Raw genomic sequence first — 22743 nt, 5'->3', positions numbered from 1 at the left:
GACGGTCGTGCCGGGCGGCCCGATGCTGGTCGAGGGACCGGTGGAGGTCGTCCTGCCGGACGGCTCGCGCCGGGTGTCCGAGCGCCCTGTGGTGGCGCTGTGCGCCTGTCGGCGAAGCCGGACGTATCCGTTCTGCGACACCAGCCACCGGCGGCACGGCGGGCCCCGGCGGGGGGCGCCGAAACCTGCCGGTTCAGAGCGGGTTGAACCTGCCGGTTCAGAGCGGGTTGCCGACGGGGAGGAACCCGTCGCCGGGGAGGGGTGAGCGCAGGGACGTCCGTCCCTGCTGCCAGGACTCCACCAGGTGGTCCCCGAGGCGCCGGTCCAGGGCATCGGCGGCGGCGATCCCGAAGGCGATGTCCGGTGCCGCCCCGGGCTCGGCGTCCACCAGTTCGCCGATCACGCCGCGGCGCACCAGCTGCTCGTGGACGGCGTCCGCCTCGACGTGTTCGCGGTAGAACAGCACGCCGTCCGGGCCGCCGCCCAGCCGCTCCAGGGCGGTGGCCAGCCGGGCCGAGCCGGGCGAGGAGGTGATCTCGACGGCGGCGAAGTGCCCGACCGCCGCGTACCGCAGTGCCCGGTGCAGGCCGAACAGCATCATCAGGTTGACCATCGCCAGCGCCGGTGCGGGGATCAGGTCGAGGTAGTGCCCGTAGCGGGGATCGAGGCCGAAGGCGGCCATCATCCGGGCGAACAGCGCGGCGTGGGCCCGTTCCGGGCGCCCGGCGCCGTACTCGTCGTAGGCGATCGACATCAGCACCGCCTGTGCGGGCCCGTGCACCCTGGGCAGCGCCCACAGCTGCGGGTCCGCCTCCTTGAGGTGGTAGACCGACCGGTGCACCAGGTACTCCCGGGCGTGGCGGCGCTCGCCCTGCCCCAGCAGGAAGTACGACGGCCCGGTGCCCTCGACCGGCTCGGTCAGCAGCTGTTCCTGCACCTCGGACAGCGACGGCACCGGCTCGACCTCGGCGCGCACCGCCGCGAGGAACGGGCGCTCCAACTCCCGCCGCAGGGCCAGCAGTTCGGGTTCCCACTCCCAGCCGGGGTGGACGCCGGGCAGGCCCCGGTCGTGCAGCTCGTAGCACAGGTACAGCGCCAGCTGGTGGTCCTCACCCCACGGGTCGGAGAGCGGGGCGACCGGCGCGAGCAGCCGCCCCGCACCGGGCGGCCCGGCGGTCACCAGCCCGAGCACCGCCGCCGACAGCGGTCCCCGGGGACTCGGCAGGCCGCCCGTCGCGCGTTCGTCGCGCCCCTCCATGCCGCCTCCTCCTCACCGCGAAACCCTCCTGGTCCGCCCAGGGCGGGTTCCCGGAGTGCGCGGTTCCTAACGTTCCGAGCGAGTCTCGTCCACCATTCGTGTGGAAACCGCCTCTCACGGCCCTGACTCCCGGGGGGTGTCGTGACTGGAGGAACTCGAGCGGCGAGAGGCTGCCGCGCGGGAGAAGGTCGATGAACTGCGCTCTCGGAACGAAGAGTTGATTCGTACCACATAGATGTATAGTCCATTAACCTTGCTGTGGTGAACGTATTAAAGGAACACCTCACCCGTGCACTGGCCCGGCTGCGTCTGGTGACCAGATCCAGGGCGGCACTGGTAACGCTGTCGATTCTGGGTACGGCACTCGTCGTGGCACCAGGGGCTTCCCCCGCCGCCGCGGCGCCGTTACGGGAGACGTCGATCATCACCAACAACATCCAGGGCGAGGGCGACGGGACGGCCAGCAAGTGGTCCTCGCAGGTTCAGGGCTACGCCAGGTCCGCCGAGATCGTCCTGATCCAGGAAGCCGGGCCCCAGGGCCCGAGCCACGCCACCCAACAGCCGGACGTCACCACCGCGGACGGTGACACCGTCCGGCACTCGACCTGGCAACCGCTCACTAGCCGGCTGCAGCCCAGCCCGTACCACGTCTTCTTCATCCAGACCGACGACAACGGCGGCCGGGGCCAAGGCGGCCGGGTGAACCTGGCGACCATCACCCATGACCAGCCCGACGAGGTACGCGTCGTCACCAACCCGCTAGAGCGGGGCCGGGCCGCGCTGGGCGTCCGGTTCGGAGACGACTGGTACTTCAACGTGCACGGCCTGTCGGGCGGCGGCGGTGACTCCAACACCCTGCTGACGGCGATCCGCGACTCCGTCCGCTCCTGGGGCGCGCAGTACCGCTGGACGGCCGGCGGCGATTTCAACGTCGACCCGCGGACGCTGCAACGCCGCGGCACCTTCCCGATCGGCGCCCGCGTCTACAACTCCGGACTTCCCACCCACGAGCGCAATGAACTGGACTACTTCGTCAGTTCCGACGGGAACGCCGGCGACGCCACCGCGAGCCGTATGAACGCAGGCAGCAGCGACCACTACCCCGTGTGGTGGAACGGCATGCGCGCGGCGGCGGAACCGCCGGAGCTGAAGGTGATGCCGCTGGGCGACTCGACCATCGGCACCGCCGAGAAGATCGGCTACGGCGCCACCCTGGCCGGCTCGCTCTTGGCCCTGATCTCGATCGTCTCCAAGAAGCGGGACGTACCGGTGGACTTCGTCGGCTCCGGCTCGACGGGGCAGAAGGGGGACCCCTCCTACGAGGGCGCTCCCGGCGAGCAGATCAGCGCCATCGCCAAGCGGTCCACGACCGCCCTGCCGAAGTACCGGCCCAACATCGTGACGCTGCAGGCCGGCACGTACGACATGCGGGACGGCAAGCAGGACGGCGCCGCGCAGCGGCTGAAGGACCTGGTCGACCAGATCGAGAAGGACAACCCGGGCACGGTCGTGGCACTCGCCACCCTGGGTCCCGCCACCGACCCCGCCGTCCAGGACCGGATCACCGCCTACAACGCCGAGATCCGCAAGATGGTCGACGCCTGGCAGAGCGCAGGCCGGCACGTCGTCCTGGCCGACACCGACGCCATGACCACCGAGGACCTGTCCGGTGACGGCCTGACGCCGAACGACTCCGGCAACAAGAAGATCGCCGAGGCGTTCCAGGACGCCATCCGCTGGGCCCTCGTCATGGACTGGGTCCCCGAACCACGAGCCGGCGACGGGAAGGCGCCACTGAAGGTGATGGTGGTGGGCGATTCGATGAGCCAGGGCTACGAAGGTGACTGGACCTGGCGCTACCGCCTTTGGGAATGGTTCAAGAAGGAGCACATCGACGTCGAGTTCGTCGGTCCGTACCAGGGAACCCGTCCTCAGGAATCCCCCAAGCCCCCGCCCGTGCCGCCGTTGCAGGGGGAAGCCCCGCCACCGGCTCAGAGCGCTCCCGTCACCTCGGGCGCGTATGCCCCCGGGGTCGCGAAGGACTTCGACTCCCACCACTTCTCGGTCTGGGGCCGGCAGGCGGCGCAGGACAAGACGCTGATCGCCGAGCAGGTGGCGAAGTACCAGCCCGACCTGCTCCTGGTCGGGCTCGGCTTCAACGACATGGGCTGGTTCGTCAGCGGCCCGGAAGGCACGCTGGACAGTATGCGGACGCTGGTCGACCAGGCCCGCGCCGCCAAACCGGACCTCAACTTCGCCCTGGCCAACGTTCCCCAGCGGACGTCCATCGGCGGCCGGGACGACCTGCCCGTCAACACCACCAAGTACAACAGCATGCTCGCGGCCGCGATCCCGTCGTGGAACAACGACAAGTCCCGCGTTGCCCTGGTCGACTGGGCCGGCAACTACAGCTGCGACACGCATGACTGCCCTGCCGGCTACGACGGGCTGCACCCCAACGCCCTGGGCGAGTACCAGATCGCCCAGGCGTTCGTGCGCACCTTGCACAACAGCTACGGCCTCGGCAGCGAGCTCATCGACATCCCCACCCACATCCCGAACCGGCCGACGCCCGCGCCGGACCCGGTCGAGATCGGCACCGGCCCGAGCGGCATCACCCTGACCTGGGAGCCGGTCTTCGGCGCCCACGGATACACCGTCCGGCACCGGATCAAGGGCTCCGGCACCTGGGACGAGACACCGGTCAAAGCGGCCCGCTTCGACACCACCTGGACCCTCGACGGCTGGGAGTGGGAATACCAGGTCCGTACCGACAACGGTGAGGACGGGAAGTCCGAGTGGTCCCACACGGTCGGTGGTGTCGCGCACCCGAAAACCGCCGCGGCCCCCAAGGGAATCGTCACCCGGGCCACCGCCACCGGCGTCGACGTGTCCTGGGACGCGGCGACCGGCCCGTACACCGACACGATCGACCGGTACGAGATCACCACCTGGGACAGGGACACCCCCGGCGCGTTCCTCAACAGCACTGCGGTCAGGGGAAATTCGGTGCATATCGACGGGCTGAAGCCGGCCCACCATTACCTCGTCGCGGTCGCCACCTGGAACGCCGCCGGTGGCGGCATGCCGGGCGTCGCCCGATCCGTCACCGTCGGGGCCGGCACACCTCCGGCACCCACCGGTCTGAAGGTCACCTCCACCGACGCCACTACCGTCCAGCTGTCATGGAACGGGTCCCTGTGGGCCGCCGGTTACCGCGTCTGGATCCGTAACGTCAACGACGACAGCGGGTCCAAGCACGACGGCAGCGGGTTCAAGGCCGACGAGTACATCACCAACGAGACCAGCCGGGGCATCGCCTTCCTCGTCCCCGGCGTCTGGAACTACGAATTCTGCGTCACCGCCATCAACGGCGAAGCGGAATCCGGCAAGTCCAACTGCGTGATCGCACCAAAGCCGTCGGCCACAGCCCAGACGCCGGCCCCGACGGACCCGAAGAAGGGCGCACCGCCCTCCGCCCTGATCCAGGCCCCGCGCGCGCTGGTCGGGGCGGCCGGGTAACAGGGGCCGCACTCCAGTGAGGAGGCGGTGGGTGAACGCCTCACCGCCTCCTCACTCAGCACACGTCCGAGACACCCTGGGACTTCGCGTCCCGGCAGCTCGAATCGCCGTGAGACGGAGCTCAGGTCTTGTCGAACCACGGCCGGGGTTCGGCATTGGTGACGACGTTGCGATGGGCATCGAGATCGATCCGGGCAAGACGTGCGTAGTGGTGGCCGCCGCCCGCATCCTGGCGGCCCCCGGCCGGGTGATCGACGAACACGACGGAGCGCCCGGGAGGGAGGCGGCCGATCGGCTACGGCAGCTGGAGGCGAGCGGTCACGGCGGCCGCAGCGGCCCGGCCGGCTGACGCGCACACCTCCTCGCCAGGACTTGCGGGGTTTGGGCGGGTCCACGGCTGGCCAAGCGCCCGGTAGGGCGTCGTCGCTTCGCCTCCGAGCGGGGCCCAGCAGGGCGGCGGCGCCCGTCGGCCCAACACCGCGTGCGCGGAGCCGGGCACCCGGCGACGCTGGCCATGACCAGCCCGCGCACCGGCCGGCGGGCGCGGCAGGGCGAAGGGAGCCCGTCATGGCCCGACCCATGTGGACCGGAGTGCCCACCTTCGGCCTGGTCACCGTGCCGGTCGCGCTGTACACCGCGACGCAGTCCCACGACGTGCACTTCCACCAGTTGCCGACCTGATGGACGCGCTGCGCCGCAGCCTGGAAACCGCCCGCAAGGGAGAACCGGCCGACGCGCCCGAGAAGGGGCGGCGCGCCGACCGGTCCCAGGCCGCCCGCGCCGGCCGCTCCCCCAAGCCGACCGGCGGCAAGAAGAGCACCGCCGCCAAGGGCGGCACGGCCAGGAGCAGCAAGCGGGCCGGCGCCACCGGCGGCGCCACCGGCAAGCCGCAGCTGTCCGGGCTCACCAAGGCCGAGCGCTACCAGCGGGCCACCGACCTCGACATCCCGCACCGCTCCACCATGACGCGCGACGAGCTCCAGGAGGCCCTGGAGCACGCGGGACGGTCGCGCCGCAAGGCGTCCTGACCCGCCGCCCGACAGCGGCCGCGGCGGTGGCCGGACGCTCGCGACCACCCGCGGGCTCCCCGGAAGCCGTACGGCGACTCAGCGGCGCCGGCCCGCGTAGGCAGGCGACACCAGGGCGATCAGCACCGCCGCCACGCCGACCTGCATCAGGTGCCGGATCCAGTCGATCCCGGCGGTGTGCCGCACACCGAAGTAGGAGGCCGCGGCATTGCCGAGCACCGCTCCGGCCACGCCGACGAGGACGGTCAGCCACAGCGGCACGGGCTGACGGCCGGGCAGGACGAGCTTCGCCAGCACGCCCACCACCAGTCCCGCGATCAGGGCCCACAGAATCGTCACGTCTTTCCTCCCGCTCGTTCTCGACCTTCCGCAACGCCCCTCGTGTGCCCCGCCGTTGGGCGTTCATGCCCGGCACCGCAGCGGTCCGGCCCCCCGGCCCGGCGAAGGATCCCGCCGCGGTAGGCGGAGGGGCGGCCTCCGGGGTGGCCGGATCCCGGGGTGGGAGCTGCCGGTGGCCGGGATGCGCGAGTTGGGGCTGTGACCTCCTCGGGACCGCGCCCCCGGGCGGGGCCCGCACGGCGCGGGCCCCGCCCGCCGCCGTCAGCCGACGGTCACGGTGAACGGTCCGGCCAGTACGGAGTAGCCGTCGTTGGCCAGGTAGTACGCGTCGTAGCGGCCCGCGCCGCTGAGCTTTCCGGTGGCGAAGGTGACGGCGCCGCTCTGGTTGGGTGTGTAGGACCAGGTGAGCGCGGACCGGGATCCGGGGGTGACGCCCGCCGGGTAGAGGCCGATCCAGTTCTTCGGGCCGGCCTGGGAGGCGTTCGGGAGGCCGTAGCGCAGGGTGACGTTGCCGCCGTTGGCCACCGCGCTCAGGTCGCCGGTCAGCGTCGGACCGGTCGCGGTGGACGGCGCGAAGGCGGCGTTCAGCGGCGTCGCGTAGGTGTCGTTGGCGGTGAGGCCGGGCAGGCCGAGGGCCGACTCGATGGTGCGGCCGATGCCGTAGTGGTCGTAGTGCAGCGGGCTGCTGGTCCCGGCCGGGACGGTGCCCTGGGAGCCGACGACGACGGTGGCGAGGTGGTTGTAGCCCTCGTTCTGGCTCTCGTCCCAGGTCAGGAGCAGCAGCGAGCGCTGCTGGGTCCAGGCCGGGGAGGACAGCACCGGGGCGAGGGTCTGCTGCAGCCAGCCGTCCTGGGTCCTCAGGCTGGTGGCGCTGCCGTTGCCGGAGGCTTCGCCGTCGTAGTAGTCGTCGGCGGCGATCCAGGAGAAGTTCGGCGTGGTGGCGGCCGACTTGAGGTCGGTGGTCAGCTGGGTGGTGTCGAACAGGTGGGCCGCGCAGCGGGACGGATTGCCGCTGATGTCGGTGTAGTTGATGAAGGGCGCGTCGTCGGGCATGTAGTAGCTGTCGTTGTTCTTGTTGGTGTTGCAGGGCGTGCCCATGCCCTGCTCGTAGGCCTTCCAGGTCTTGCCCGCGTCCTCGACGGTGTCGCCGAGGTTGCGCTGCGGGGAGTTGATGTTGGGCCAGTAGGTGGCGCCCTTGGTGTAGGTGTCGCCGCCCGCGACGGCGAGGTAGTTCTCGTCGCTGGGGTGGTAGACGCCGTGGGCGTCGGTGAGGGTGGCGCCCTGGGACATCAGGCTGTGGATGTACGGGGTGTCCGCCGGGTCGTTCATGATCTGGGAGTAGTCGGTGTTCTCCATCATGACGGTGAACACGTGGTCGTAGCCCGGCACCTGGGAGGCGGGCGGGGTGAGCGGCGCGGGCGCGGCGACCGGCGTGTCGAGGGTGAGCGAGAGGTTGTCCAGGTAGCCGGTCTCGTTCGTGGAGGACAGGAACTGCACCTCGACCTGGATCGACCTGGTCCCGGCCGGGACGGCGCCGGTGGCGGTGCGGGAGAGGAACTCGGTGCTCAGGCCGCGGTCGGTCGCGGAGACGGTCGGCAGCTTGGCGGTCGGGCCGAGCGGCCTGCCGTTGGCGTCCTGGAAGTGCAGGGCGACCGCGACGTAGCCGCCGTAGGTGGTCCAACCGCCCAGCCAGCCGGCGAGGTTGTAGTGCACGCCGGCGCCGTCGATCGCGGTAGCCGCGGAGGAGACGTCGACCGTCTGGGTCATCGAGCCGTCGCCGAAGTTGCCCGGCCCGAAGAAGGCCTTGCCGGGCGTGTTGCCGTCCTTCGGCAGGCCGAAGGAGCCGACCGAGGAGCACATGACGTCGACGCCGCCGGCCTCGGTCGTCCAGCCGGGGACGGTGGTGGCGGCGCTCCAGTCGTTGGTGCAGTAACCGCCGGCCTCGGCGTCGCCGTTGACGATCAGGTTGCCGCTGCCGACCGCCGCCCGTGCGGTGGTCGGTGCACCGACGACCAGGGCGCCGACGAGCGGGAGGGTGGCGAGCAGCCCGCCGAGGGGGCTCCAGCGCAGTCGCATGAGGGGGTACCTCGTCCCGTTGGTTGCGTGAGGGTGGTTGCCGTGGTGTGCACCACGGCGGGACACAGATACCGGTTCGGCGTGGCCCGGGGAAGGGCGCGCGGGCGAACAGCGATCGAACTTGGTCAGACAACTTCACGCAGCGCTCTGCCGTTTCCGGCGCGGAGCTGTGCCGTGACGATGCGTCGAGGTCGCCCCTCGTGCGGGCGGCGCGGCGCCGGTTCCGGCGGGGCCGTCACGCGGGCGGGCGTCCGGGGAGGTGACCGACGGTGACCGGGGCCGGCGCAGCCTCGTTGGATCGGACATGACCGTTACCCAACGCCTCACCACCGTGGCCGTCCTGGCCGCTGCCGCGTTCGCGCTGGGCGGCGTCCCGGCCTTCGCCATCGAGCACGTCCGGCACCTCGACCCGCCCGTCACCGCCCTGCAGTGCGAGGAGGGCCGCGGCTTCGTGGCCGCCGACATCCGCACCCGTCGCGAGTTCTGCGTCGGCGGGGAGTTCAACGACCACTTCGTCGCCTGGGAGTGACCGTGCGCGGAGCGCCCCGGAGCGGTGTCGCCCCGGGGCGCTCCGCCGCGCCTCAGATCTGCGGCCCGTAGGCGCCGAAGCCGCGGCAGACCAGGCCGTCACGGAAGGTGAGCACCTCGGCGACGGCCCGACCGCGCTCGTTGCGGTAGTTGATGACGAGCGTGTCGACGGAGACCAGGACGTCCTCGACGGTGAAGTGCAGATCGGGCAGGTGCCGCAGGCCCTTGGCCCAGTAGACGCGCAGGGCCTCCTTGCCGCGCACCTCACCCGTCGGGTCGCCGACCAGCTCGACGATCCGGGGCGAGGCGAAGACGACGTCCTCGGTGTAGTGGGCGAGGATCCGCTCCAGGTCGTGGGAGTTCCAGGCGGCGGCCCAGTCCTGGGCGAAGCGGGTGGCGAAGTCGTGATCCATGGCCCAGGACGGTACGACAACCACCCGGTGGCCGCCGGTGTTTCCACCATCCGGTCACCTCTGGTCGACCAGTGGCCCCTTCACCTGGTTGAACGCGTAGTACTACGAAAATCACGTGATCGCCGGGACGGCGGCGAACTCCGGTGGGATGCTGTGACCTTGACCCGTCCACCGCACCGACCCGGGGGCCCTCCATGCCGCTGTTCGGCAACCGCAAGAACCTTCCCAAACCGCTGTGCGACGAGCACGGTCCGTGCAGGGCCCTGGCGGGGATCTCGGTCTTCGAGGCCCGGGACCGCCTGCGGCTCCTGATCACCCCGACCCGCGGCCTGGGTCCCGACCCCATGGCCCGGCAGATCGACGACGAGCTGTCGGTCGTGATGTGCGTCAACGGCGGGAAGCGGGGCGGGACCACCGAGGCGCTGTCGATAGCCGAGCACGCCGCCGACCAGTGGAGCATCAGCCGGGCCGAGCTCTGGGAGCGGGCCTTCGCCAACCTGGCCACCGAGCAGCTCAACCGGCAGTCCTTCAACGCCACCAACGGTGACGTCCTGTACGCCGTCAACGGAACGGGAGCGTGGCCCGGCGCCGCGCAGGCCCTGCGCCTGGAGAACGCCCTGGGCGGGACGGAGTTGCCCCACGGCGCCCTGGTCACCCTGCCGACGAGCAACGCGTTCTGCGCGGCGCCGATCCGCAGCGCCTCGTCGCTGAACGCGATCCGCTTCATGATCGACTTGTCGAAGCAGCTCCAGATCAAGGACCCGGCCCCGCTGACCTCGTCGATCTTCTGGTACCGGAACGGCTGGCTGGAGAACCTGAACGTCGGCGACAACGGCATGATGCGGCCGTCCGCCGAATTCCGGGAGATGGCCAACAGCCTCCCCGCCGCCTGACCCGCCCCGCCGTCCGACCCGGCCGGCCGTCTGCTCCGCCGGCGCCGGAGCGCCGGTGGGGGCCACTCGGTCCCACGTGTTCGGTGGCCGCCGAGCGGTACGCCCGAAGGACCAGGGGTCCTCCGGGTGTACTGCTCTGCCCGCGACAGGCGGCGTCAGTGTTCCTCGGGGCGGCGCTCCAGGCGGGTTCCGTGGCGCAGGGTGATCGACATCAGGTCGCTGGGGGCGTCGAGTTCCAGTCGGTGCCAGCGGCCGCGCGGGACGACCACGGCGGTGCCGGCCGGCAGCCGCACCATCTCCTCGGCGGCGCCGGGCTCGACCGGGCGGAAGTGGACGCGGACGCCACCGGCCAGGCAGCAGACCGCTTCCTCCGCCGCAGGGTGCATCTCCCAGTGGTCGGCGTGGACGTCGGCATCGGTCTCCACGTGGAAGGTCGCGATCTGCCAGGCGTCGGCGTCGCCGCCGGTCATCCGGCGCTCGGTGGCCCGGACGTCGCCGTCGGGGTGGATGTGCAGCGCCGAGGCGAAGAGGTCGACGGCGGCGATCGGGGTCGTGATCATGAGCGGGTTCCTTCCAGCGGCTTCTCGGAGCGGATGGTGACCGGCCGGGATTCCGGCACGGCCGGACGGCGGCGGGGCAGCACGGTGGCCGCGACCACCGCCGCCAGGGCGAAGAGGACGGCGCCGGCGGCCAGGCCCAGGGCGTAGCCGTGGCTGAGGGCGCCCGGGTCGGTGGCCGTGCCGGTGGCGTGGGCGGCGACAGTGGCCAGCACCGCCAGGCCGACGCAGCCGCCGAGTTGACGCGAGCTGTTGAGCAGCCCGGAGGCCGCACCGGCCTCCCGGGGCGCGATGCCGGTGGTCGCGGCCGCGGCGACCGGGGCCAGGACGAGCCCGGCGCCGATGCTGGTGACCACGGACGGGCCGAGCACATCGCTGAGGAAGCCGCCGTCGGGGCTGATCAGGGCGAACCAGCCGAGACCCGCCGCGGCCAGGACGGCTCCCGGCACGAGCGCGGCCCGTGGGCCGCGGCGCGCGGTGATCCGCGTCGCCACGACGGTGCCCGCGACCAGCCCGGCGGAGAAGGGCAGGAAGGCGGCGCCGGTGGCAGCGGCGCCCAGACCGAGCACCTGCTGCAGGTAGAGCGAGACGAAGTAGAAGGCCGCGAACTGCCCGGCCGCGGCCAGGAACACCAGCACGTTGGCCCCGGCGACCCAGCGGCTGCGAAGCAGGCCCAGTCGCAACAGCGGTGCGGCGGAACGGACTTCGACGAGCACGAAGGCGGCCAGCAGGGCGACCGCGACGGCGAGCGTGCCCAGGGTGGCCGGGGATCCCCAACCCCGGGCGTCGGTGCGCACGACGCCGAACACCAGCAGCCCGACTCCCCCGGTCGCCAGCACGGCTCCGATCACGTCCAGCCGTTCCCGCCGTACGGGCTGCGCCCCGTCCGCCGTGCCCGTGGGGAGCAGCACCAGCGCCGCCGCGACGATCGGCAGATTGACCAGCATCACCCAGCGCCAGCTCGCGTACTCGGTCAGCAGTCCGCCGACCAGGACGCCCAGCGCTCCCCCGGCCGCGTTCGCCGCGCTCCACACGCCGAGGGCGCGGACCCGCCGGGGGCCCTCGGTGAAGGTGGTTGTGAGCATCGCGAGCGCGGCCGGGGCGGCCGCCGCGGCGCCGATGCCCTGCCCGGCACGGGCGGCGACCAGCTGCCAGGGCTGCTGAGCCAGGCCGCCCGCGAGCGAGCACAGTCCGAAGACGGCCAGGCCGAGTCGGAACAACCACCGCCGGCCGTACAGGTCGCCGGCCCGGCCGCCGAGCAGCAGGAGCCCGCCGAAGGTGAGGGCGTAGACGTGGACGACCCAGGAGAGGTCGAGCGGCGCGAATCCCAGCGCGCCGCGGATCGCGGGCAGGGCGACGTTGACCACCGACATGTCCAGGGCGAAGACGAATTGCGCGACGGTGACCGCCGCGAGCACCAGGCCGGGGCGGCCTCGCGAGTTTTTATACATGTAAGGAAAGTAGCCCGGGAGTCCCTGCCCTGTCGAGGCCCGGAAGAGACGGAGACACGCGGGAGAGGCCCGGAAAGGGCACGGGAGATGATGGGCTCATGCAGCAGCCCTCCCCCGCCCCGCGCAAGGCCACCGGCCGACCTCCCCGCATCTCCCGGGAGGAGGTCGTCGACACGGCCCGCCGGATCGTGACCGAGGAGGGCGTCGAGCGGCTCACCATGCGCCGCCTGGCCTCCGAGGTCGGCAGCACGCCGATGGCGCTCTACCACCACGTCCGCAACAAGGAGGAGTTGCTCGTCCTGCTGCTGGACGACCACGCCGCCCGGACGCTGCGCCCGACCGAGCTGCCGTCCGAGCCGCGCGAACGGGTCGTCGCCGCGGCCGCGGCGATCCACGAGGCGCTCTGCGCCTGCCCATGGATCGTCGAGGTGCTGACCGCCGACGACCTGATGTCCACCCACGCCCTGTGGTTCGTCGAGCAGCTCGTCGACGGACTGGTCGACTGCGGCCTGTCGTTGGAGCGCGCCGTGCAGGGCTACCGCGCGATCTGGTACTACACCGCCGGGGAGATCGTGGTCCGCACCACGGCGGCCCGCCGCCGCGCCGGGAACGACCGGCCGACGTACCGCGAGCAGGTCTTCGCCGGCCTCGACGCCGACGAGTACCCGCGCCTGGCGCAGGTCGCGGACCGCTGGGAGCCGTTGACCGCCCAGGACACCTACCGGGACGGGCTCCGCGCCCTGGTGGCGGGCCTGCTCGCCGCGCACTGAACGGAACCGGCCCGCCGAGCGAAGGGCTCGGCGGGCCGGGGGGGTTGACACCCTAGTCGGGCCTGTTGCGGGCGGGTCCGCCCGGGGGTTCGGGGCTCGTCGGGGGCCAGGGCTGAGTGGCGAGATCGTGGCGGAGGGCGTCGATCCGGGCCAGACAGGCGTCGATCGCGGTCAGGGCCGCGCCGCCGTGCTCCCGGATCCGGCGTTCCAGGGCGGAGAGCCGTTCTTCGATGTGCTGCCAGCGGTCCTGGCCCGCGGCCGGGGGCTCAGGACCCGTCCGGCGGATCTCAGGCGCGTCGTTGATCGCTGTCATGGCGGAGGCGGTCGGTCTCGCGGGTCAGGTCGTCCAGGCGGGTGGCGAGGTCGGGGTGGGCGGCGGCGAGGTGCGGCCGCATGTCGGCCAGGGGCGCTATCAGGTCGGCCGGGTCGGCGGCGCCGAGCGCGGTGGTGAGCGCCTCAGCCGCGGGCCCCGCGGCCGGGCGTGGCCCGGGCGGTGATCTGGGCGGCCAGCACGCGCAGGCCCGCGGCGTGGTCGCGGGCCCAGGCGCTCACGGCGCGGTCGGCGGCCCGGCGGTCGCGCACGGCCTTGAGCCGCTCCGCTCCGGTCTCCCCGGCGGCGGGCGCGCCGGTAGGGCGCAGGCGCAGGTAACGGTTCTCGGCGGCCTGGCGGCTCGCGACGCCCATCGGGCGGGCGAGGTCGGCCCAGGTCGCGCCGCCGGCCCGGGCCGCCTCGACCAGCGGGGCCTCCCAGTCCGCGAGCCGGGCGCGCAACTCGCGCAGCAGCACCAGGGCGGCCAGCGCCTGCCCGGCGCCGTCCTCCTGGGTGTCCTCGGGTACGGGAGAGGCCGCACGGGCTGTGCGGACCGCGTCGTCGATGGCGGCGAGCGCCGACGCGGCGGCGAGGAAGGAGACCGGCTCGGAGCCGGGCGCGGGCTTCGACGGCTTCGTACTCATGACGTCATTCTATCGACGACATCCAGCGTTTGTCATCGAAAGGACGACGTGCTACAACGGTGTCAGGTGAAGCGCACTGGCACCCATCGATCAGTGGAGGTGTTTCGCGATGCTGATGCGCACTGACCCGTTCCGCGAGCTGGACCGGCTGACCCAGCAGTTCCTCAACACGACCGGCACCTGGTCGCGGCCGACCCCGATGCCGCTGGACGCGTACCGCACCGGCGACGAGTACGTGATCTGCTTCGACCTGCCCGGGGTGGACCCGCAGGCGATCGACATCGACGTCGAACGGAACATGCTGACCGTCAAGGCCGAGCGCCGTCCGCGCCAGGAGGGCGAGGGCGTGAAGTGGGAGCTGTCCGAGCGCCCGCTCGGGGTCTTCTCCCGCCAGGTCATGCTCTCCGACACCCTCGACCCGGAGGGGATCACCGCCGACTACGACTCCGGCGTGCTGACCCTGAGGATCCCGGTGGCCGAGAAGGCCAAGCCCCGCAAGATCGCCATCGGCCACAGCGACAGCCGTAAGCAGATCCAGGCCTGACCCCTTCCCGAGGCCGTCCCGTGCCGCCCGGATCCCCCCGGCGGAGCGGCACGGGACCCCCGGCCCCCGGCACCACCCCCTGCCCGCGACGGCGGGCCGGACGGACAGCGAGCAGTCCCATGACCACCCAGGTGACCCCGTTCGTGGTGACGGCGTGCGGCGAGATCGACTTCGACACCGCCCCACACCTGCAGCGAGAGCTGTCCCGCGCGCTGGTGGAGCACCAGGAGGTGGTGCTCGACCTCTCGGAGGTGACGTTCATGGACTGCTCGGGCCTGGGTGTCCTGGTCAGAGCCCGGAACCAGGCCGACCGCAGCGGCCGGCGCCTCGTCCTGCGTGGCATCGGCCGCCCCGTGGACCGAATCCTCAAGCTCACCGGCCTCGGCCGCCGGCTGGCCCCCGCGACCCGGCCGACGACGAACCGGAACCCGTTCGTCCCCGATCCCGAAGGAGGGAGAGCACGGTGACGATCCGTTGGGAAGCGTTCCTCGACCAGGTCCGGGAACGCGGCGAGTACAGCACACCCGAGGAGGCCGAGCGCTGCGCCCGCGTGGTCCTGGCCCTGCTCGGCGCTCACCTGGTCGGCGACGTGCGCACCCGCCTCGCCGCCCGGTTGCCCGAAACCCTCGCCCTGGTCCTGCTCAACCCCCTCCAGGCCGCCGAACCGCTCAGTCCCGAACGGTTCGTGCGCGCCACCGCCGCCTGGATAGAAGGCGCCACCGAGGCCACCGCCCTGTGGGACATCGGCGCCGTCCTGTCCACGGTCGCCGACGCGGCCGACGACCAGCTCATGGAGCAGGTCCTGCTCCAGCTGCCGCCCGGCTACGACGTCCTGTTCGGCCGGCCCGACGCCGTCCGACGCTCCTGAACCGCCCCCCTTCCGCCCGCCCTTCGACCGCCGTCCCCTGACCGCCGTTACGGGCCGCCGCGCTCGCGGCGGCCCGCGCCCCGGAAGGCCATCGCCATGACCCGGCACCGCCGCCTGATCCAGCAGGTCCGCACCCTCGGCCGCTACCCCGGTGAAGAGGAGGCCGAGCGCGTCCTCGACGCGGTCCTGGCCCTGCTCGGCTCACAGCTCACCGGCGACGAACGCTGTGAACTCGCCTCCGTGCTCCCCGAGCGGGCCCGCGCCGTCTTCTCCTCCCAGATCCCCCTCCCGGCGCCGGTCGGCGCGCCCGCGTTCGTCGAAGCCCTCGCCGACGTCCTGGGCACCAGCCTCACCGCGGCCCGGTGGGACGCCTCCTCCGTCCTCGCTGCCCTCTCCGACCTGGCCGGCGACCGTCTCACCGACCGCGTCCTCGCCCAGCTCCCCCACGGCTGGGCCCTGCTCTTCGGCCGCGCCGACCTGACCCCGGTGCCGGCCTGAGCCGTCACCGCAGCCCCCGTCGGCACCGAGCCGCCGGATCCCCTGGCGGGGTGCACCGCTCCCCCGTCACTCCGCCAGGGCCGTACGGAGGAACCGGAGGATCTCGGCCCGGGCGGCGTGGGCCTGGGGTTCCACCCCCGGGAGGCTGAGGAACGCGTGCCTCGCCCCCCGGTACTCGGAGAGCGTCACGGGCGTCCCGGCCGCACGCAGCCGCTCGGCGTAACGGCGACCGTGATCGGCGAGCGCGTCCTGGGTGGGCACCACCACGAGCGCCGGGGCCAGCCCGCTCAGGTCGTCCGCGTACAGCGGCGAGAGCGCACGGGCGTCGCCTCCCTGCGGAACGGCGAGGCGCCGCAGGAGCCGCAGTTGCGGCAGGGCCCGGGTCGGGTGGTACGCGTACTCGGCGATCGAGGGGTGGTCGTCCATCGTGGCGGTCACGTCGGCCAGCGGGTTGACCAGCACCTGCGCCTTGAGTTCCGGGCCCGCCCCTCGGGCCCGGATCGCCGTCAGGGCGCTGATCAGCGCGCCGCAGCTCTCGCCGAAGACGGCCACGCGCGCCGGGATCTGGGGGCGGTACGGGTCCGGGGGCACCGGATCCCGGTTGGTCATGGAGGAGCTGCTGCAGGCCATGCGCGCGTCCGGACTGCCCGACCGGGACGTCCCGGCGCGCTACCACCGCATCGTGGTCCTGCTCGCCGCGCTGATCTCCTCGGAGGCCGGAATGAGCACCGTCACCCCCGAGGAGTACGAACAAGGGATGGAGCAGTTCCGCGTCGCCGTGCTGGGCGCCGACCCCGAACGCTTCCCCGCCCTGGCCCGCTTCGCCCGCGACGTCCGCCCGCTCGGCGCGGACCGGCGGGCCGCGTTCGAGGAGCTCCTCGCCGCCCAACTCGCCCACATCGAGGCCCGGATCCCCTGACGGCCCTGGCCCGCCGAGCGAGGCACCGCTCGGCGGGCCAGGGCGACACCACGGGTTGGTCAGGCCCAGGGCTCGCTGAAGGAACGGCCGGGGACGGGCTTGGCGATCAGCGCGATCGCCACGAAGAAGTTGACCTGGCCGATGGCCGTCATCAGGGTGGCGAGCGCCTTCTCGTCGTAGTGCTCGGCGGCCAGCGCGTACAGCTCGTCCGAAACGCGCTCACCGTGCGGGTTGGGCTGGAGCACGGCCTCGACCAGGGCGAGGGCCGCGCGCTCGGGGGCGGTCAGGTACGGAGAGTCCTGCCAGCCGGCCACCGAGGTGATCCGCTCCTCGGACTCCCCCGCCTTGCGCAGGAATGCGGTGTGCAGGACGGTCAGGTAGGTACTGCCGACGATCTGTCCGGCCCGCAGCTGGACCAGGCCGATGGTGGTCCGGGGAATCGAGCGGTTGCCGACGACCTTGAACAGTGCGGCCGAGACCTCGGCGAGTTCGGGGATCAGCTGCGCCGGGTCCTGGGCCATCCGGGGGCGCAGCGGGATCTCGGCGGTGATCGGGCGGGTGGTGATCGGGCGGTTGATCGGCTGGGCGGTCGGCTGGGTGGTCAACGTCGTGTTCCTCTCGGACTGTTCGGTGCTTTCACTGACCCGACGGACCGCGGGGCGGGAGTGTGACAGCCCGGCGCGAAATCTTTTTCGGCCCCTGCGTCGCGTCCGCCGTCGGAGCCCCGAGAGGTGGCGGACGCGGCCACCGCCGATACTGGGGTCGCAACCCGAGGCGGCCCCGGCGGGCCGGCTACGGCCTCGCCGCGCCGCGGAACCTGAGGAGCGCGCCGTGACCGATCCCGCCCCGACCGGACCGTCCGTGCCCGGGACCTCCACCGGGCCCGTCGTCGTCGGCTTCGACGGTTCGCCCGAGAGCCTCACCGCCACCGAGTGGGCCGCCCGCGAGGCAGAGCGCCGCGACCGCCCGCTCGAGGTCCTGGAGGCCTGGCCCTGGCCGAAACGGGACGTGGTCGGCAGCGACCAGACGTACCACCGCGCCCTCGCCCACCTCGCAGACCGCGAGTCCGCACTGTCCGCCCTGGTGCCCGGGGTGCCGGTCTCCACCGCCCCCGTGTCCGCCGACCCCGTGGAGGCCCTGGAGGAAGCCTCGCACCGCGCCGCCGTGCTGGTGCTCGGCTCCCGCGGGCTGGGCACGCTGCGCGGCTTCCTGGTCGGCTCGGTCAGCCAGGAGGTGCTGCGCCGCTCCGCCTGCCCGGTGGTGCTGGTCCGTGCCCGGGAGGACGAGCCGGACGGCTCCGTGACGGCCGGCATCGACCTGGTCCACCCCGCCGGGCACGTGCTGGCCTTCGCCTTCCAGGCCGCCGCCCTCCGCTCCGCTCCGCTGCGGGTCATCCACGTCTGGTCCCCGCCGGCCGGCAGCGAGTACATGTCCTACGGCGCCATCGGCGGGCTGGAGGGCGAGCTCTCATCCGTGGAGTGGAGCGGCCTCGCCGAGGCCCTGGAACCCCTGCGGGCCCGGTACCCGGAGGTGGAGGTGACCGCCGACCTGGTCCGCGGCAAACCCGCCGTCGAACTCGTCGACGCGGCGGCCTCGGCTCGGCTCCTGGTCCTGGGCCGCCGCCTGCGCCACCTGCCGTTCCGGCACCACCACCTCGGCCCGGTCGCCCACGCCGCGATCCACCACGTCCACTGCCCGGTCGCCGTCGTCCCCTACGGCTGAACCGCGCGCCCGACGGGCAGCGGATCGGGTTCGGCAACGACCTCCACGGGTGGTCTCCCCGCACGACGCGCATGCCTCGCCGGATCCCGGGGATACGACAGGCCCAGGGCGGCCCGTCCTCGGGCGGACCCCGAGCCTTGCACTCACCATCACGCCATCACGACGAGAAGGAGCGAAGACATGGGCCACGGCGGCAACGTGATCCACGAGCTGATGACGGACCACCGGGAGGTGGAGGAGATGTTCGCCCGGATCCAGGCGCTGCCCGCGGGCGACGAGCGGCGCCGCGAGGTGGCGGACGACTTCACCATCGAGCTGGTGCGCCACTCGGTGGCCGAGGAGCAGTACCTGTACCCGGCGGTGCGCGAGCACGTGCCCGGCGGTGGGGATCTCGCGGACAAGGAGATCGCCGACCACGCGACCGTCGAGAAGCTCCTCAAGGAGATCGAGGGCGTGGACTGCGGCGACGCCCGCTTCGGCGTCCTGGTCGACCGGATCATCTCCGAGGTCTCGGCGCACATCCGGGACGAGGAGCAGAACCTGTTCCCCGCCCTGGCCGAGGTCTGCTCGCCCGAGCAGCTGAACGAACTCGGTGAGCGGGTCCGGCGGGCGAAGAAGCTCGCACCCACCCGTCCCCACCCGAACGCGCCCGACAACAAGCTGCTCGCGGCCGGCACCGGTCTGGTCGACCGCGTCCGCGACCTCGCCACCGGGCGCGGCAAGTCCTCGTGACACCGGAGATCGTCGTGGGCCGGCCCGCCGTTCTTCGCGGCGGGCCGGCCCACGACTGCGTTTCGTAGCCCGTCGCCGGACGCCGGGAGCCAGGCGCCCGGTGCCTGAAGCCCGGAGCCGGTTGCGGGGTGCCCGGCGGTCAGCCCCGGCCGGCTGCGGTCCAGTAGCCCCTGTCCGCCGGCAGGCGCCCGCGCAGGTCGCCGCGGACCTGCTCGGCCACCCGCCGGGTGTCGCGCCGGTTGACCGTCGCGCCGATGCCCGCGCCGAGGAACAGCGGGGCCATCGACGGCAGTCGGCGCATCCAGCTGCGGGTGAGCCGGCGGCGCACCTGCTGGCGCACCTCCGACCCGAGGGCGAGCGCCGCCAGGCCCGCCGGGCGGATCAGCAGGTTGGCGTCGATCCCCCGGCGGTTGGCCCAGGCGGCCAGGTAGGCCGCGGTCCGCTGGGGGCCGCTGCCCCGTACCGGGACACCGTAGACCTCGTGCAGCTCGGCGATCAGCTTGATCTCCACGGCCGCCACGGCGAGCGTCTCGGCCGCGATCTCCACCAGCATGGCCGGCGGCACGGGCAGCATCGCCATCGCCCCGACGCCCGCGCCGAGCGCACCGGAGGCCCGGGTGGCGCCGGCGGCCAGCAGGTCGGCCAGGCGTTCGGGGTCGTCGACGCCGGGATGCTGGGCGCGCAGGGTGGCGAGGTCGCGGATCGGGATCCGCGGGGCTGCGCGCATCAGCTGCTCGGTCAGGGCCTTGCCGCCGAGGACCGCGCCACGGCCGCCGCTGCTCAGCAGCCGCGCCACCTTCGCCGTCAGTGCCCGGGCGCGGCCACGCTCGACGTGCTGCTCGGCGGCCGGCCAGGCCCCGCCGGGCCGCTCGGCCCGCTCGACCAGCTCGGCGATGCTTTGGGCCAGGCCCGGGTCCGGGACGGCACCGTCGACCTCGGGAAGGGGAACAGGAGCGTGATCGGAGTTCGGGGTTCCGGGTGCGCTGGGGCTCGTCCCCGGAGTTCCGCGCTCCGAAGGCCGCGGTCGCCCGGAGCGGCCGCCCGGTCTGCGAAAGACTGCCATGGCTGTGCGGGTACCCGGCTGTCCGGGCGGCACGCCTGGGACGGCCCGCCGGGTGGGCGGCCGGTACTTCGGTTAGCGTCGGCCATGGGGACCGGACGGTGGTCGGAGGTCGGCGGCATGGCAACAGCGGCAATCGCACGGCTCGCGGAGGACTGGCGGCGGGCGGCGGACCAGCACCTGACGCCGACCAAGCGGTCACTGATGGTGATGTGGGCGGCGTTCGGCACCACCTTCGGCACGGTGCGCTTCATCACCCACGGGATCAGGGGCGGCTGGCTGCCCTGGGGCAACGTCTCGGCCGGCGGGAAGCACCTGCACCACTACAACATCGGCATCGCGGCGCTGGCCGGGGTCGGCCTGGTGGCCGTCCGCGGAGACGAACCGGCGGTCGGCCACCCGGCGGTGGCCGCCGTCTACGGCGCGGGCGCGGCCCTGATCACCGACGAGTTCGCACTGCTGCTGGACCTGCAGGACGTCTACTGGGCGAAGCAGGGCCGGGTGAGCGTCGACGTCTCGTTCGGCGTGCTCGCCGCTCTCGGCGGTTACCTGTCGGCCGCGCCGTTCTGGCACGAGCTCGTCCGGAGAACCCACCGCCGGCTCACGGCCGGGAGCGCGGGGTAGCGCCCGCCCGCCCGCTCGATTCGTTCGCCTTCTCTGGTCCGATCAGCCCGTTTGGCGGCCCCGTTTCGGGTGACAAGAAGACCGGGTGGGGCAGAACGCGGTGCGGGCGGAGGCTCCTCCCCTCGGGCCTCCGTCCGCACCGGTCCCTCCGCCGCTCAGAGCCCGGCCACCGTGACGACCACACCCGGCGGCCGGGCGGCCCTCGCCAGGAACGACACGAGCACCTCATCGCCTTGGCCCGGCTGTCGCACCGGCCGGGCCAAGGCGATGAGGTGGGAGCACGTCGACGGCCTGCCGGACCTCCCGTCCGGCAGGCCGTCCCGTCTCGCTATCTGCGCGTTCCCCGGCGGCGACCCAGGCGCATGCCGGCGAGGACCAGGCTGGCGATGAAGAGCACGACGCCGATGACGAGCAGCCACAGCAGGCCCTTCACGAGCACGCCGACGAACCCGAACACAACGGCGACCAGCAGAATGAACAGGAACAGCGCCATGGCGATCTCCTCGCTCGTCAGTCGTCGCGCTTCAGAGCGCCCTTGACCCGGTCGGCGACGCCGGTCATGGCGTCCCTGACGTCGGCCGCGGCCTGCTTGACCTTCGCCCCACCCCGGTCGGCCCGGCCCTCACCCTTGAGCCTCTCGTTGCCCGTCAGGTCGCCGGCCTTCTCCTTCACCTTGCCGGCCAGCTCCTGGGCCTTGTTCGACAGGTCACCCATCGGATCCTCCGATCGTCGAATCAGTGGCACCACGCCGCCGATGCGTCGCATTTGCCCCAAATCTAACTTTTCATACCCCGGAATCGATCACCACCCGCGCCGAACCCGACGCCGGCGGCCCGCTCCGGGGCCCACGGTCAGGCCGCCGACCGACGGTGGGCAGGACTGAGCAGCAGAGACCGCTCCTCCTCGCTCAACCCGCCCCACACCCCGTACGGTTCGCGCGTTTCGAGCGCGTGGCGCCGGCACTCCATTTGGACCGGACACCTGGCGCAGACCGCCTTCGCCGCTTCCTCCCGAGCCTTGTGCGCGGCGCCCCGCTCACCGGCGGGATGGAAGAAGAGGCTGTTCTCCACCCGGCGGCAGGCAGCCTCCAACTGCCACTCCCAGTAGTGGTCGTAAGCTCCGGGCAAACGCGATATGTCCGCCATCAGAAGCGACCTTCCTTCGATCGGCCGGAAACATGTCGCTGATCCGTGTAGCCGGATTCCGGGATCCCATTCACGCCCGTGCCCGTCAAGCCCGACCACGGTGCCCGACTGCGCGCACGCACCGCGGTGGCGCACGCCGACTACCGTGATCGGCGACCACGGCGGTGCCCTTTTTGTTAGCAACCGGCCCGTTCCGGGCAGGCGGGCAGACACGTCAACGACACGGACTGGGGATGGAGGAGGTGACCGGTGGTGCCGTGGCTGTTCCTCGTCACGCTCACAGCGTACGGAGTCGTCGCCGGGCTGACCGCTCGAACGGTCTTCGCGCGATCACGGGCCGGATTCGTCGCCAGCAGAGGAGGAGGGCCCACCGAGTGGGTCCAGGAGCGGTTCGAGCAGCAGGAGCGGGCACAGGCCGAGGCGGTGGCCCTGATGTCGGGGCTGTGCTGGGTCGTCGCCATACCGGCCCTGGTACTCAGGCGGGTCGTGGCCGGGCTGGTGCTCTGCCGGCCCGCTGTGTCGCAAACTCCCGCGATGCCGGCGCCCACGGTGGCCGACCGGATCGAGGAGCTCGAAAGGGCCCTGGGGCTGGGGGCGCCCTCGCCGATCCCCCTGCTCGGTGACTCGCCGGAGCCGCGAGGTGCGGGAGACGGAGGAACGAAGGCCGCGCACGCGCCAGCCGAGGACGCGACAGCCGTGCACGCGGAAGCCGTGCACGCGGTGACCGAAGGCGCGAGAGCCGACTGAGCAACGGCGACCCGGTCCTCCCGAGCGGTGTGCGCTCCCACCGGCCGGGCAGACGCTCCGCGACAACGGTCCAGCTCCGGCCGCGTCGGCTCGGC

Annotated in this window: 27 protein-coding genes and 4 pseudogenes; 17 read left to right on the top strand and 14 right to left on the bottom strand. The window is 72.7% G+C overall.

From position 1 onward, the window contains the following. Positions 1-22 precede the first annotated feature (22 nt). Positions 23-265, top strand: coding sequence for a CDGSH iron-sulfur domain-containing protein (locus HS99_RS40425; protein WP_078938910.1), 243 nt, complete (start codon positions 23-25; stop codon positions 263-265). Here HS99_RS40425 and HS99_RS01300 read toward each other — a convergent pair. Beyond that, a complete protein-coding gene (locus tag HS99_RS01300) occupies positions 218-1258 on the bottom strand; it encodes an iron-containing redox enzyme family protein (protein ID WP_030556022.1) in 1041 nt (346 codons plus the stop codon). The genes HS99_RS40425 and HS99_RS01300 overlap by 48 nt on opposite strands. 261 nt (positions 1259-1519) lie before the next feature. Here HS99_RS01300 and HS99_RS01295 point away from each other — a divergent pair, with 261 nt between their 5' ends. From HS99_RS01295 to HS99_RS01290, 4 genes and pseudogenes are all read left to right on the top strand, one after another. After that, the gene (locus tag HS99_RS01295) at positions 1520-4780 is read left to right on the top strand and encodes a GDSL-type esterase/lipase family protein (RefSeq protein WP_141763633.1); all 3261 of its coding nucleotides are present in this window, start codon (positions 1520-1522) and stop codon (positions 4778-4780) included. A 172-nt stretch (positions 4781-4952) separates the two neighbouring features. After that, complete coding sequence (locus tag HS99_RS44445; RefSeq protein ID WP_157881866.1) at positions 4953-5129, top strand: hypothetical protein; 177 nt, start codon at positions 4953-4955, stop codon at positions 5127-5129. Positions 5130-5347: 218 nt separating this feature from the next. Continuing rightward, positions 5348-5452 (top strand): annotated as a pseudogene (locus HS99_RS48270) (non-homologous end joining protein Ku); the annotation flags it as partial. An 8-nt stretch (positions 5453-5460) separates the two neighbouring features. Continuing rightward, entirely contained in the window at positions 5461-5808 is a 348-nt protein-coding gene (locus tag HS99_RS01290) for a hypothetical protein (protein WP_030556019.1), read from the top strand. A 78-nt stretch (positions 5809-5886) separates the two neighbouring features. Here the strand turns inward: HS99_RS01290 and HS99_RS01285 are convergent, their stop codons facing one another. Both HS99_RS01285 and HS99_RS01280 read right to left on the bottom strand, forming a co-directional pair. Further along, positions 5887-6147 carry a GlsB/YeaQ/YmgE family stress response membrane protein gene (locus HS99_RS01285; RefSeq protein ID WP_030288841.1) on the bottom strand — a complete coding sequence of 87 codons (261 nt, stop codon included), beginning with the start codon at positions 6145-6147 and terminating at the stop codon, positions 5887-5889. 261 nt (positions 6148-6408) lie between these two features. Further along, entirely contained in the window at positions 6409-8223 is a 1815-nt protein-coding gene (locus HS99_RS01280) for an alkaline phosphatase family protein (RefSeq protein WP_030288842.1), read from the bottom strand. Between the two features lie 304 nt (positions 8224-8527). Between HS99_RS01280 and HS99_RS01275 the strand changes: the two genes are divergently transcribed. After that, positions 8528-8752, top strand: coding sequence for a hypothetical protein (locus HS99_RS01275; protein WP_030556016.1), 225 nt, complete (start codon positions 8528-8530; stop codon positions 8750-8752). Positions 8753-8804: 52 nt separating this feature from the next. Here the strand turns inward: HS99_RS01275 and HS99_RS01270 are convergent, their stop codons facing one another. Continuing rightward, complete coding sequence (locus HS99_RS01270; protein WP_030288844.1) at positions 8805-9164, bottom strand: nuclear transport factor 2 family protein; 360 nt, start codon at positions 9162-9164, stop codon at positions 8805-8807. A 194-nt stretch (positions 9165-9358) separates the two neighbouring features. Between HS99_RS01270 and HS99_RS01265 the strand changes: the two genes are divergently transcribed. Continuing rightward, complete coding sequence (locus HS99_RS01265; RefSeq protein ID WP_030556014.1) at positions 9359-10057, top strand: DUF1444 domain-containing protein; 699 nt, start codon at positions 9359-9361, stop codon at positions 10055-10057. Positions 10058-10212: 155 nt separating this feature from the next. On the opposite strand, the gene HS99_RS01260 is transcribed toward HS99_RS01265, so the two are convergent. Both HS99_RS01260 and HS99_RS01255 read right to left on the bottom strand, forming a co-directional pair. Next, positions 10213-10617, bottom strand: coding sequence for a cupin domain-containing protein (locus tag HS99_RS01260; RefSeq protein WP_030288848.1), 405 nt, complete (start codon positions 10615-10617; stop codon positions 10213-10215). Then, positions 10614-12065: an MFS transporter gene (locus HS99_RS01255; protein WP_030556013.1), complete on the bottom strand. Its 1452-nt coding sequence runs from the start codon at positions 12063-12065 to the stop codon at positions 10614-10616. Before HS99_RS01255 ends, HS99_RS01260 begins: the two co-directional genes overlap by 4 nt. Positions 12066-12163: 98 nt before the next feature. Between HS99_RS01255 and HS99_RS01250 the strand changes: the two genes are divergently transcribed. Beyond that, positions 12164-12835, top strand: a complete 672-nt coding sequence (locus HS99_RS01250; RefSeq protein WP_030556012.1) for a TetR/AcrR family transcriptional regulator — start codon at positions 12164-12166, stop codon at positions 12833-12835. A 52-nt stretch (positions 12836-12887) separates the two neighbouring features. Here HS99_RS01250 and HS99_RS01245 read toward each other — a convergent pair whose 3' ends face one another. Further along, positions 12888-13148: a hypothetical protein gene (locus HS99_RS01245; protein WP_030288856.1), complete on the bottom strand. Its 261-nt coding sequence runs from the start codon at positions 13146-13148 to the stop codon at positions 12888-12890. Further along, positions 13123-13789: pseudogene (locus HS99_RS01240) on the bottom strand (type III effector protein). The gene HS99_RS01245 and the pseudogene HS99_RS01240 overlap by 26 nt, the downstream one beginning before the upstream one ends. Positions 13790-13898: 109 nt before the next feature. Here HS99_RS01240 and HS99_RS01235 point away from each other — a divergent pair. From HS99_RS01235 to HS99_RS01220, 4 genes are all read left to right on the top strand, one after another. Continuing rightward, a complete protein-coding gene (locus HS99_RS01235; protein ID WP_030288862.1) occupies positions 13899-14333 on the top strand; it encodes an Hsp20/alpha crystallin family protein in 435 nt (144 codons plus the stop codon). A gap of 119 nt (positions 14334-14452) precedes the next feature. Next, positions 14453-14800 (top strand): STAS domain-containing protein, encoded by a 348-nt coding sequence (locus tag HS99_RS01230; RefSeq protein WP_046386895.1) that lies wholly within the window; start codon positions 14453-14455, stop codon positions 14798-14800. Beyond that, the gene (locus HS99_RS01225) at positions 14797-15201 is read left to right on the top strand and encodes a DUF2267 domain-containing protein (protein ID WP_030288866.1); all 405 of its coding nucleotides are present in this window, start codon (positions 14797-14799) and stop codon (positions 15199-15201) included. Before HS99_RS01230 ends, HS99_RS01225 begins: the two co-directional genes overlap by 4 nt. Before the next feature lie 96 nt (positions 15202-15297). Continuing rightward, positions 15298-15699, top strand: coding sequence for a DUF2267 domain-containing protein (locus HS99_RS01220; RefSeq protein WP_030556011.1), 402 nt, complete (start codon positions 15298-15300; stop codon positions 15697-15699). A gap of 66 nt (positions 15700-15765) precedes the next feature. Here the strand turns inward: HS99_RS01220 and HS99_RS01215 are convergent. After that, positions 15766-16260 (bottom strand): annotated as a pseudogene (locus HS99_RS01215) (alpha/beta hydrolase fold domain-containing protein); the annotation flags it as partial. On the opposite strand from HS99_RS01215, the pseudogene HS99_RS01210 reads away from it, so the two are divergent. Further along, a pseudogene (locus HS99_RS01210) lies at positions 16256-16618 on the top strand (TetR/AcrR family transcriptional regulator); the annotation flags it as partial. The pseudogenes HS99_RS01215 and HS99_RS01210 sit on opposite strands and share 5 nt — an antisense overlap. Before the next feature lie 59 nt (positions 16619-16677). Here HS99_RS01210 and HS99_RS01205 read toward each other — a convergent pair. After that, complete coding sequence (locus HS99_RS01205) at positions 16678-17139, bottom strand: carboxymuconolactone decarboxylase family protein (RefSeq protein WP_046386896.1); 462 nt, start codon at positions 17137-17139, stop codon at positions 16678-16680. A gap of 310 nt (positions 17140-17449) precedes the next feature. Here HS99_RS01205 and HS99_RS01200 point away from each other — a divergent pair, with 310 nt between their 5' ends. Both HS99_RS01200 and HS99_RS01195 read left to right on the top strand, forming a co-directional pair. After that, complete coding sequence (locus HS99_RS01200; RefSeq protein ID WP_050367016.1) at positions 17450-18340, top strand: universal stress protein; 891 nt, start codon at positions 17450-17452, stop codon at positions 18338-18340. A gap of 180 nt (positions 18341-18520) precedes the next feature. Continuing rightward, on the top strand, positions 18521-19072 hold the full coding sequence (locus tag HS99_RS01195) for a hemerythrin domain-containing protein (RefSeq protein WP_030288878.1): 552 nt from the start codon (positions 18521-18523) through the stop codon (positions 19070-19072). 139 nt (positions 19073-19211) lie between these two features. On the opposite strand, the gene HS99_RS01190 is transcribed toward HS99_RS01195, so the two are convergent. Further along, positions 19212-20135, bottom strand: coding sequence for a hypothetical protein (locus HS99_RS01190; protein ID WP_232790743.1), 924 nt, complete (start codon positions 20133-20135; stop codon positions 19212-19214). A 117-nt stretch (positions 20136-20252) separates the two neighbouring features. Between HS99_RS01190 and HS99_RS01185 the strand changes: the two genes are divergently transcribed. Further along, positions 20253-20756 (top strand): hypothetical protein, encoded by a 504-nt coding sequence (locus tag HS99_RS01185; protein ID WP_030288882.1) that lies wholly within the window; start codon positions 20253-20255, stop codon positions 20754-20756. 328 nt (positions 20757-21084) lie between these two features. On the opposite strand, the gene HS99_RS44440 is transcribed toward HS99_RS01185, so the two are convergent. The 3 genes from HS99_RS44440 to HS99_RS01175 form a co-directional block, all read right to left on the bottom strand. Then, the gene (locus HS99_RS44440; RefSeq protein ID WP_167395845.1) at positions 21085-21249 is read right to left on the bottom strand and encodes a hypothetical protein; all 165 of its coding nucleotides are present in this window, start codon (positions 21247-21249) and stop codon (positions 21085-21087) included. Positions 21250-21266: 17 nt separating this feature from the next. After that, on the bottom strand, positions 21267-21470 hold the full coding sequence (locus HS99_RS01180) for a CsbD family protein (protein WP_030288884.1): 204 nt from the start codon (positions 21468-21470) through the stop codon (positions 21267-21269). A gap of 137 nt (positions 21471-21607) precedes the next feature. Continuing rightward, positions 21608-21901: a WhiB family transcriptional regulator gene (locus tag HS99_RS01175; protein ID WP_030288886.1), complete on the bottom strand. Its 294-nt coding sequence runs from the start codon at positions 21899-21901 to the stop codon at positions 21608-21610. A gap of 249 nt (positions 21902-22150) precedes the next feature. Between HS99_RS01175 and HS99_RS01170 the strand changes: the two genes are divergently transcribed. After that, on the top strand, positions 22151-22648 hold the full coding sequence (locus HS99_RS01170) for a hypothetical protein (protein ID WP_030288888.1): 498 nt from the start codon (positions 22151-22153) through the stop codon (positions 22646-22648). The last annotated feature ends 95 nt before the right edge of the window (positions 22649-22743 follow it).

The sequence above is a fragment of the Kitasatospora aureofaciens genome, assembly GCF_001188955.3.
In the GTDB taxonomy this organism is placed as follows: domain Bacteria; phylum Actinomycetota; class Actinomycetes; order Streptomycetales; family Streptomycetaceae; genus Kitasatospora; species Kitasatospora aureofaciens.
Note: the sequence above shows the minus strand (reverse complement) of the source record. Positions and strands in the feature narration are given on the sequence as shown.

Coding starts and splice junctions, on each gene's coding strand:
- HS99_RS01290 (WP_030556019.1), top strand. CDS start 5,461: ATGGACGCGCTGCGCCGCAGCCTGGAAACCGCCCGCAAGGGAGAACCG.
- HS99_RS44445 (WP_157881866.1), top strand. CDS start 4,953: ATGGGCATCGAGATCGATCCGGGCAAGACGTGCGTAGTGGTGGCCGCC.
- HS99_RS01255 (WP_030556013.1), bottom strand. CDS start 12,065: ATGTATAAAAACTCGCGAGGCCGCCCCGGCCTGGTGCTCGCGGCGGTC.
- HS99_RS01190 (WP_232790743.1), bottom strand. CDS start 20,135: ATGGCAGTCTTTCGCAGACCGGGCGGCCGCTCCGGGCGACCGCGGCCT.
- HS99_RS01270 (WP_030288844.1), bottom strand. CDS start 9,164: ATGGATCACGACTTCGCCACCCGCTTCGCCCAGGACTGGGCCGCCGCC.
- HS99_RS01230 (WP_046386895.1), top strand. CDS start 14,453: ATGACCACCCAGGTGACCCCGTTCGTGGTGACGGCGTGCGGCGAGATC.
- HS99_RS44440 (WP_167395845.1), bottom strand. CDS start 21,249: ATGGCGCTGTTCCTGTTCATTCTGCTGGTCGCCGTTGTGTTCGGGTTC.
- HS99_RS01180 (WP_030288884.1), bottom strand. CDS start 21,470: ATGGGTGACCTGTCGAACAAGGCCCAGGAGCTGGCCGGCAAGGTGAAG.
- HS99_RS01275 (WP_030556016.1), top strand. CDS start 8,528: ATGACCGTTACCCAACGCCTCACCACCGTGGCCGTCCTGGCCGCTGCC.
- HS99_RS01265 (WP_030556014.1), top strand. CDS start 9,359: ATGCCGCTGTTCGGCAACCGCAAGAACCTTCCCAAACCGCTGTGCGAC.
- HS99_RS01235 (WP_030288862.1), top strand. CDS start 13,899: ATGCTGATGCGCACTGACCCGTTCCGCGAGCTGGACCGGCTGACCCAG.
- HS99_RS01260 (WP_030288848.1), bottom strand. CDS start 10,617: ATGATCACGACCCCGATCGCCGCCGTCGACCTCTTCGCCTCGGCGCTG.
- HS99_RS01280 (WP_030288842.1), bottom strand. CDS start 8,223: ATGCGACTGCGCTGGAGCCCCCTCGGCGGGCTGCTCGCCACCCTCCCG.
- HS99_RS01245 (WP_030288856.1), bottom strand. CDS start 13,148: ATGACAGCGATCAACGACGCGCCTGAGATCCGCCGGACGGGTCCTGAG.
- HS99_RS01185 (WP_030288882.1), top strand. CDS start 20,253: ATGGCAACAGCGGCAATCGCACGGCTCGCGGAGGACTGGCGGCGGGCG.
- HS99_RS40425 (WP_078938910.1), top strand. CDS start 23: ATGCTGGTCGAGGGACCGGTGGAGGTCGTCCTGCCGGACGGCTCGCGC.
- HS99_RS01300 (WP_030556022.1), bottom strand. CDS start 1,258: ATGGAGGGGCGCGACGAACGCGCGACGGGCGGCCTGCCGAGTCCCCGG.
- HS99_RS01250 (WP_030556012.1), top strand. CDS start 12,164: ATGCAGCAGCCCTCCCCCGCCCCGCGCAAGGCCACCGGCCGACCTCCC.
- HS99_RS01175 (WP_030288886.1), bottom strand. CDS start 21,901: ATGGCGGACATATCGCGTTTGCCCGGAGCTTACGACCACTACTGGGAG.
- HS99_RS01195 (WP_030288878.1), top strand. CDS start 18,521: ATGGGCCACGGCGGCAACGTGATCCACGAGCTGATGACGGACCACCGG.
- HS99_RS01220 (WP_030556011.1), top strand. CDS start 15,298: ATGACCCGGCACCGCCGCCTGATCCAGCAGGTCCGCACCCTCGGCCGC.
- HS99_RS01205 (WP_046386896.1), bottom strand. CDS start 17,139: ATGGCCCAGGACCCGGCGCAGCTGATCCCCGAACTCGCCGAGGTCTCG.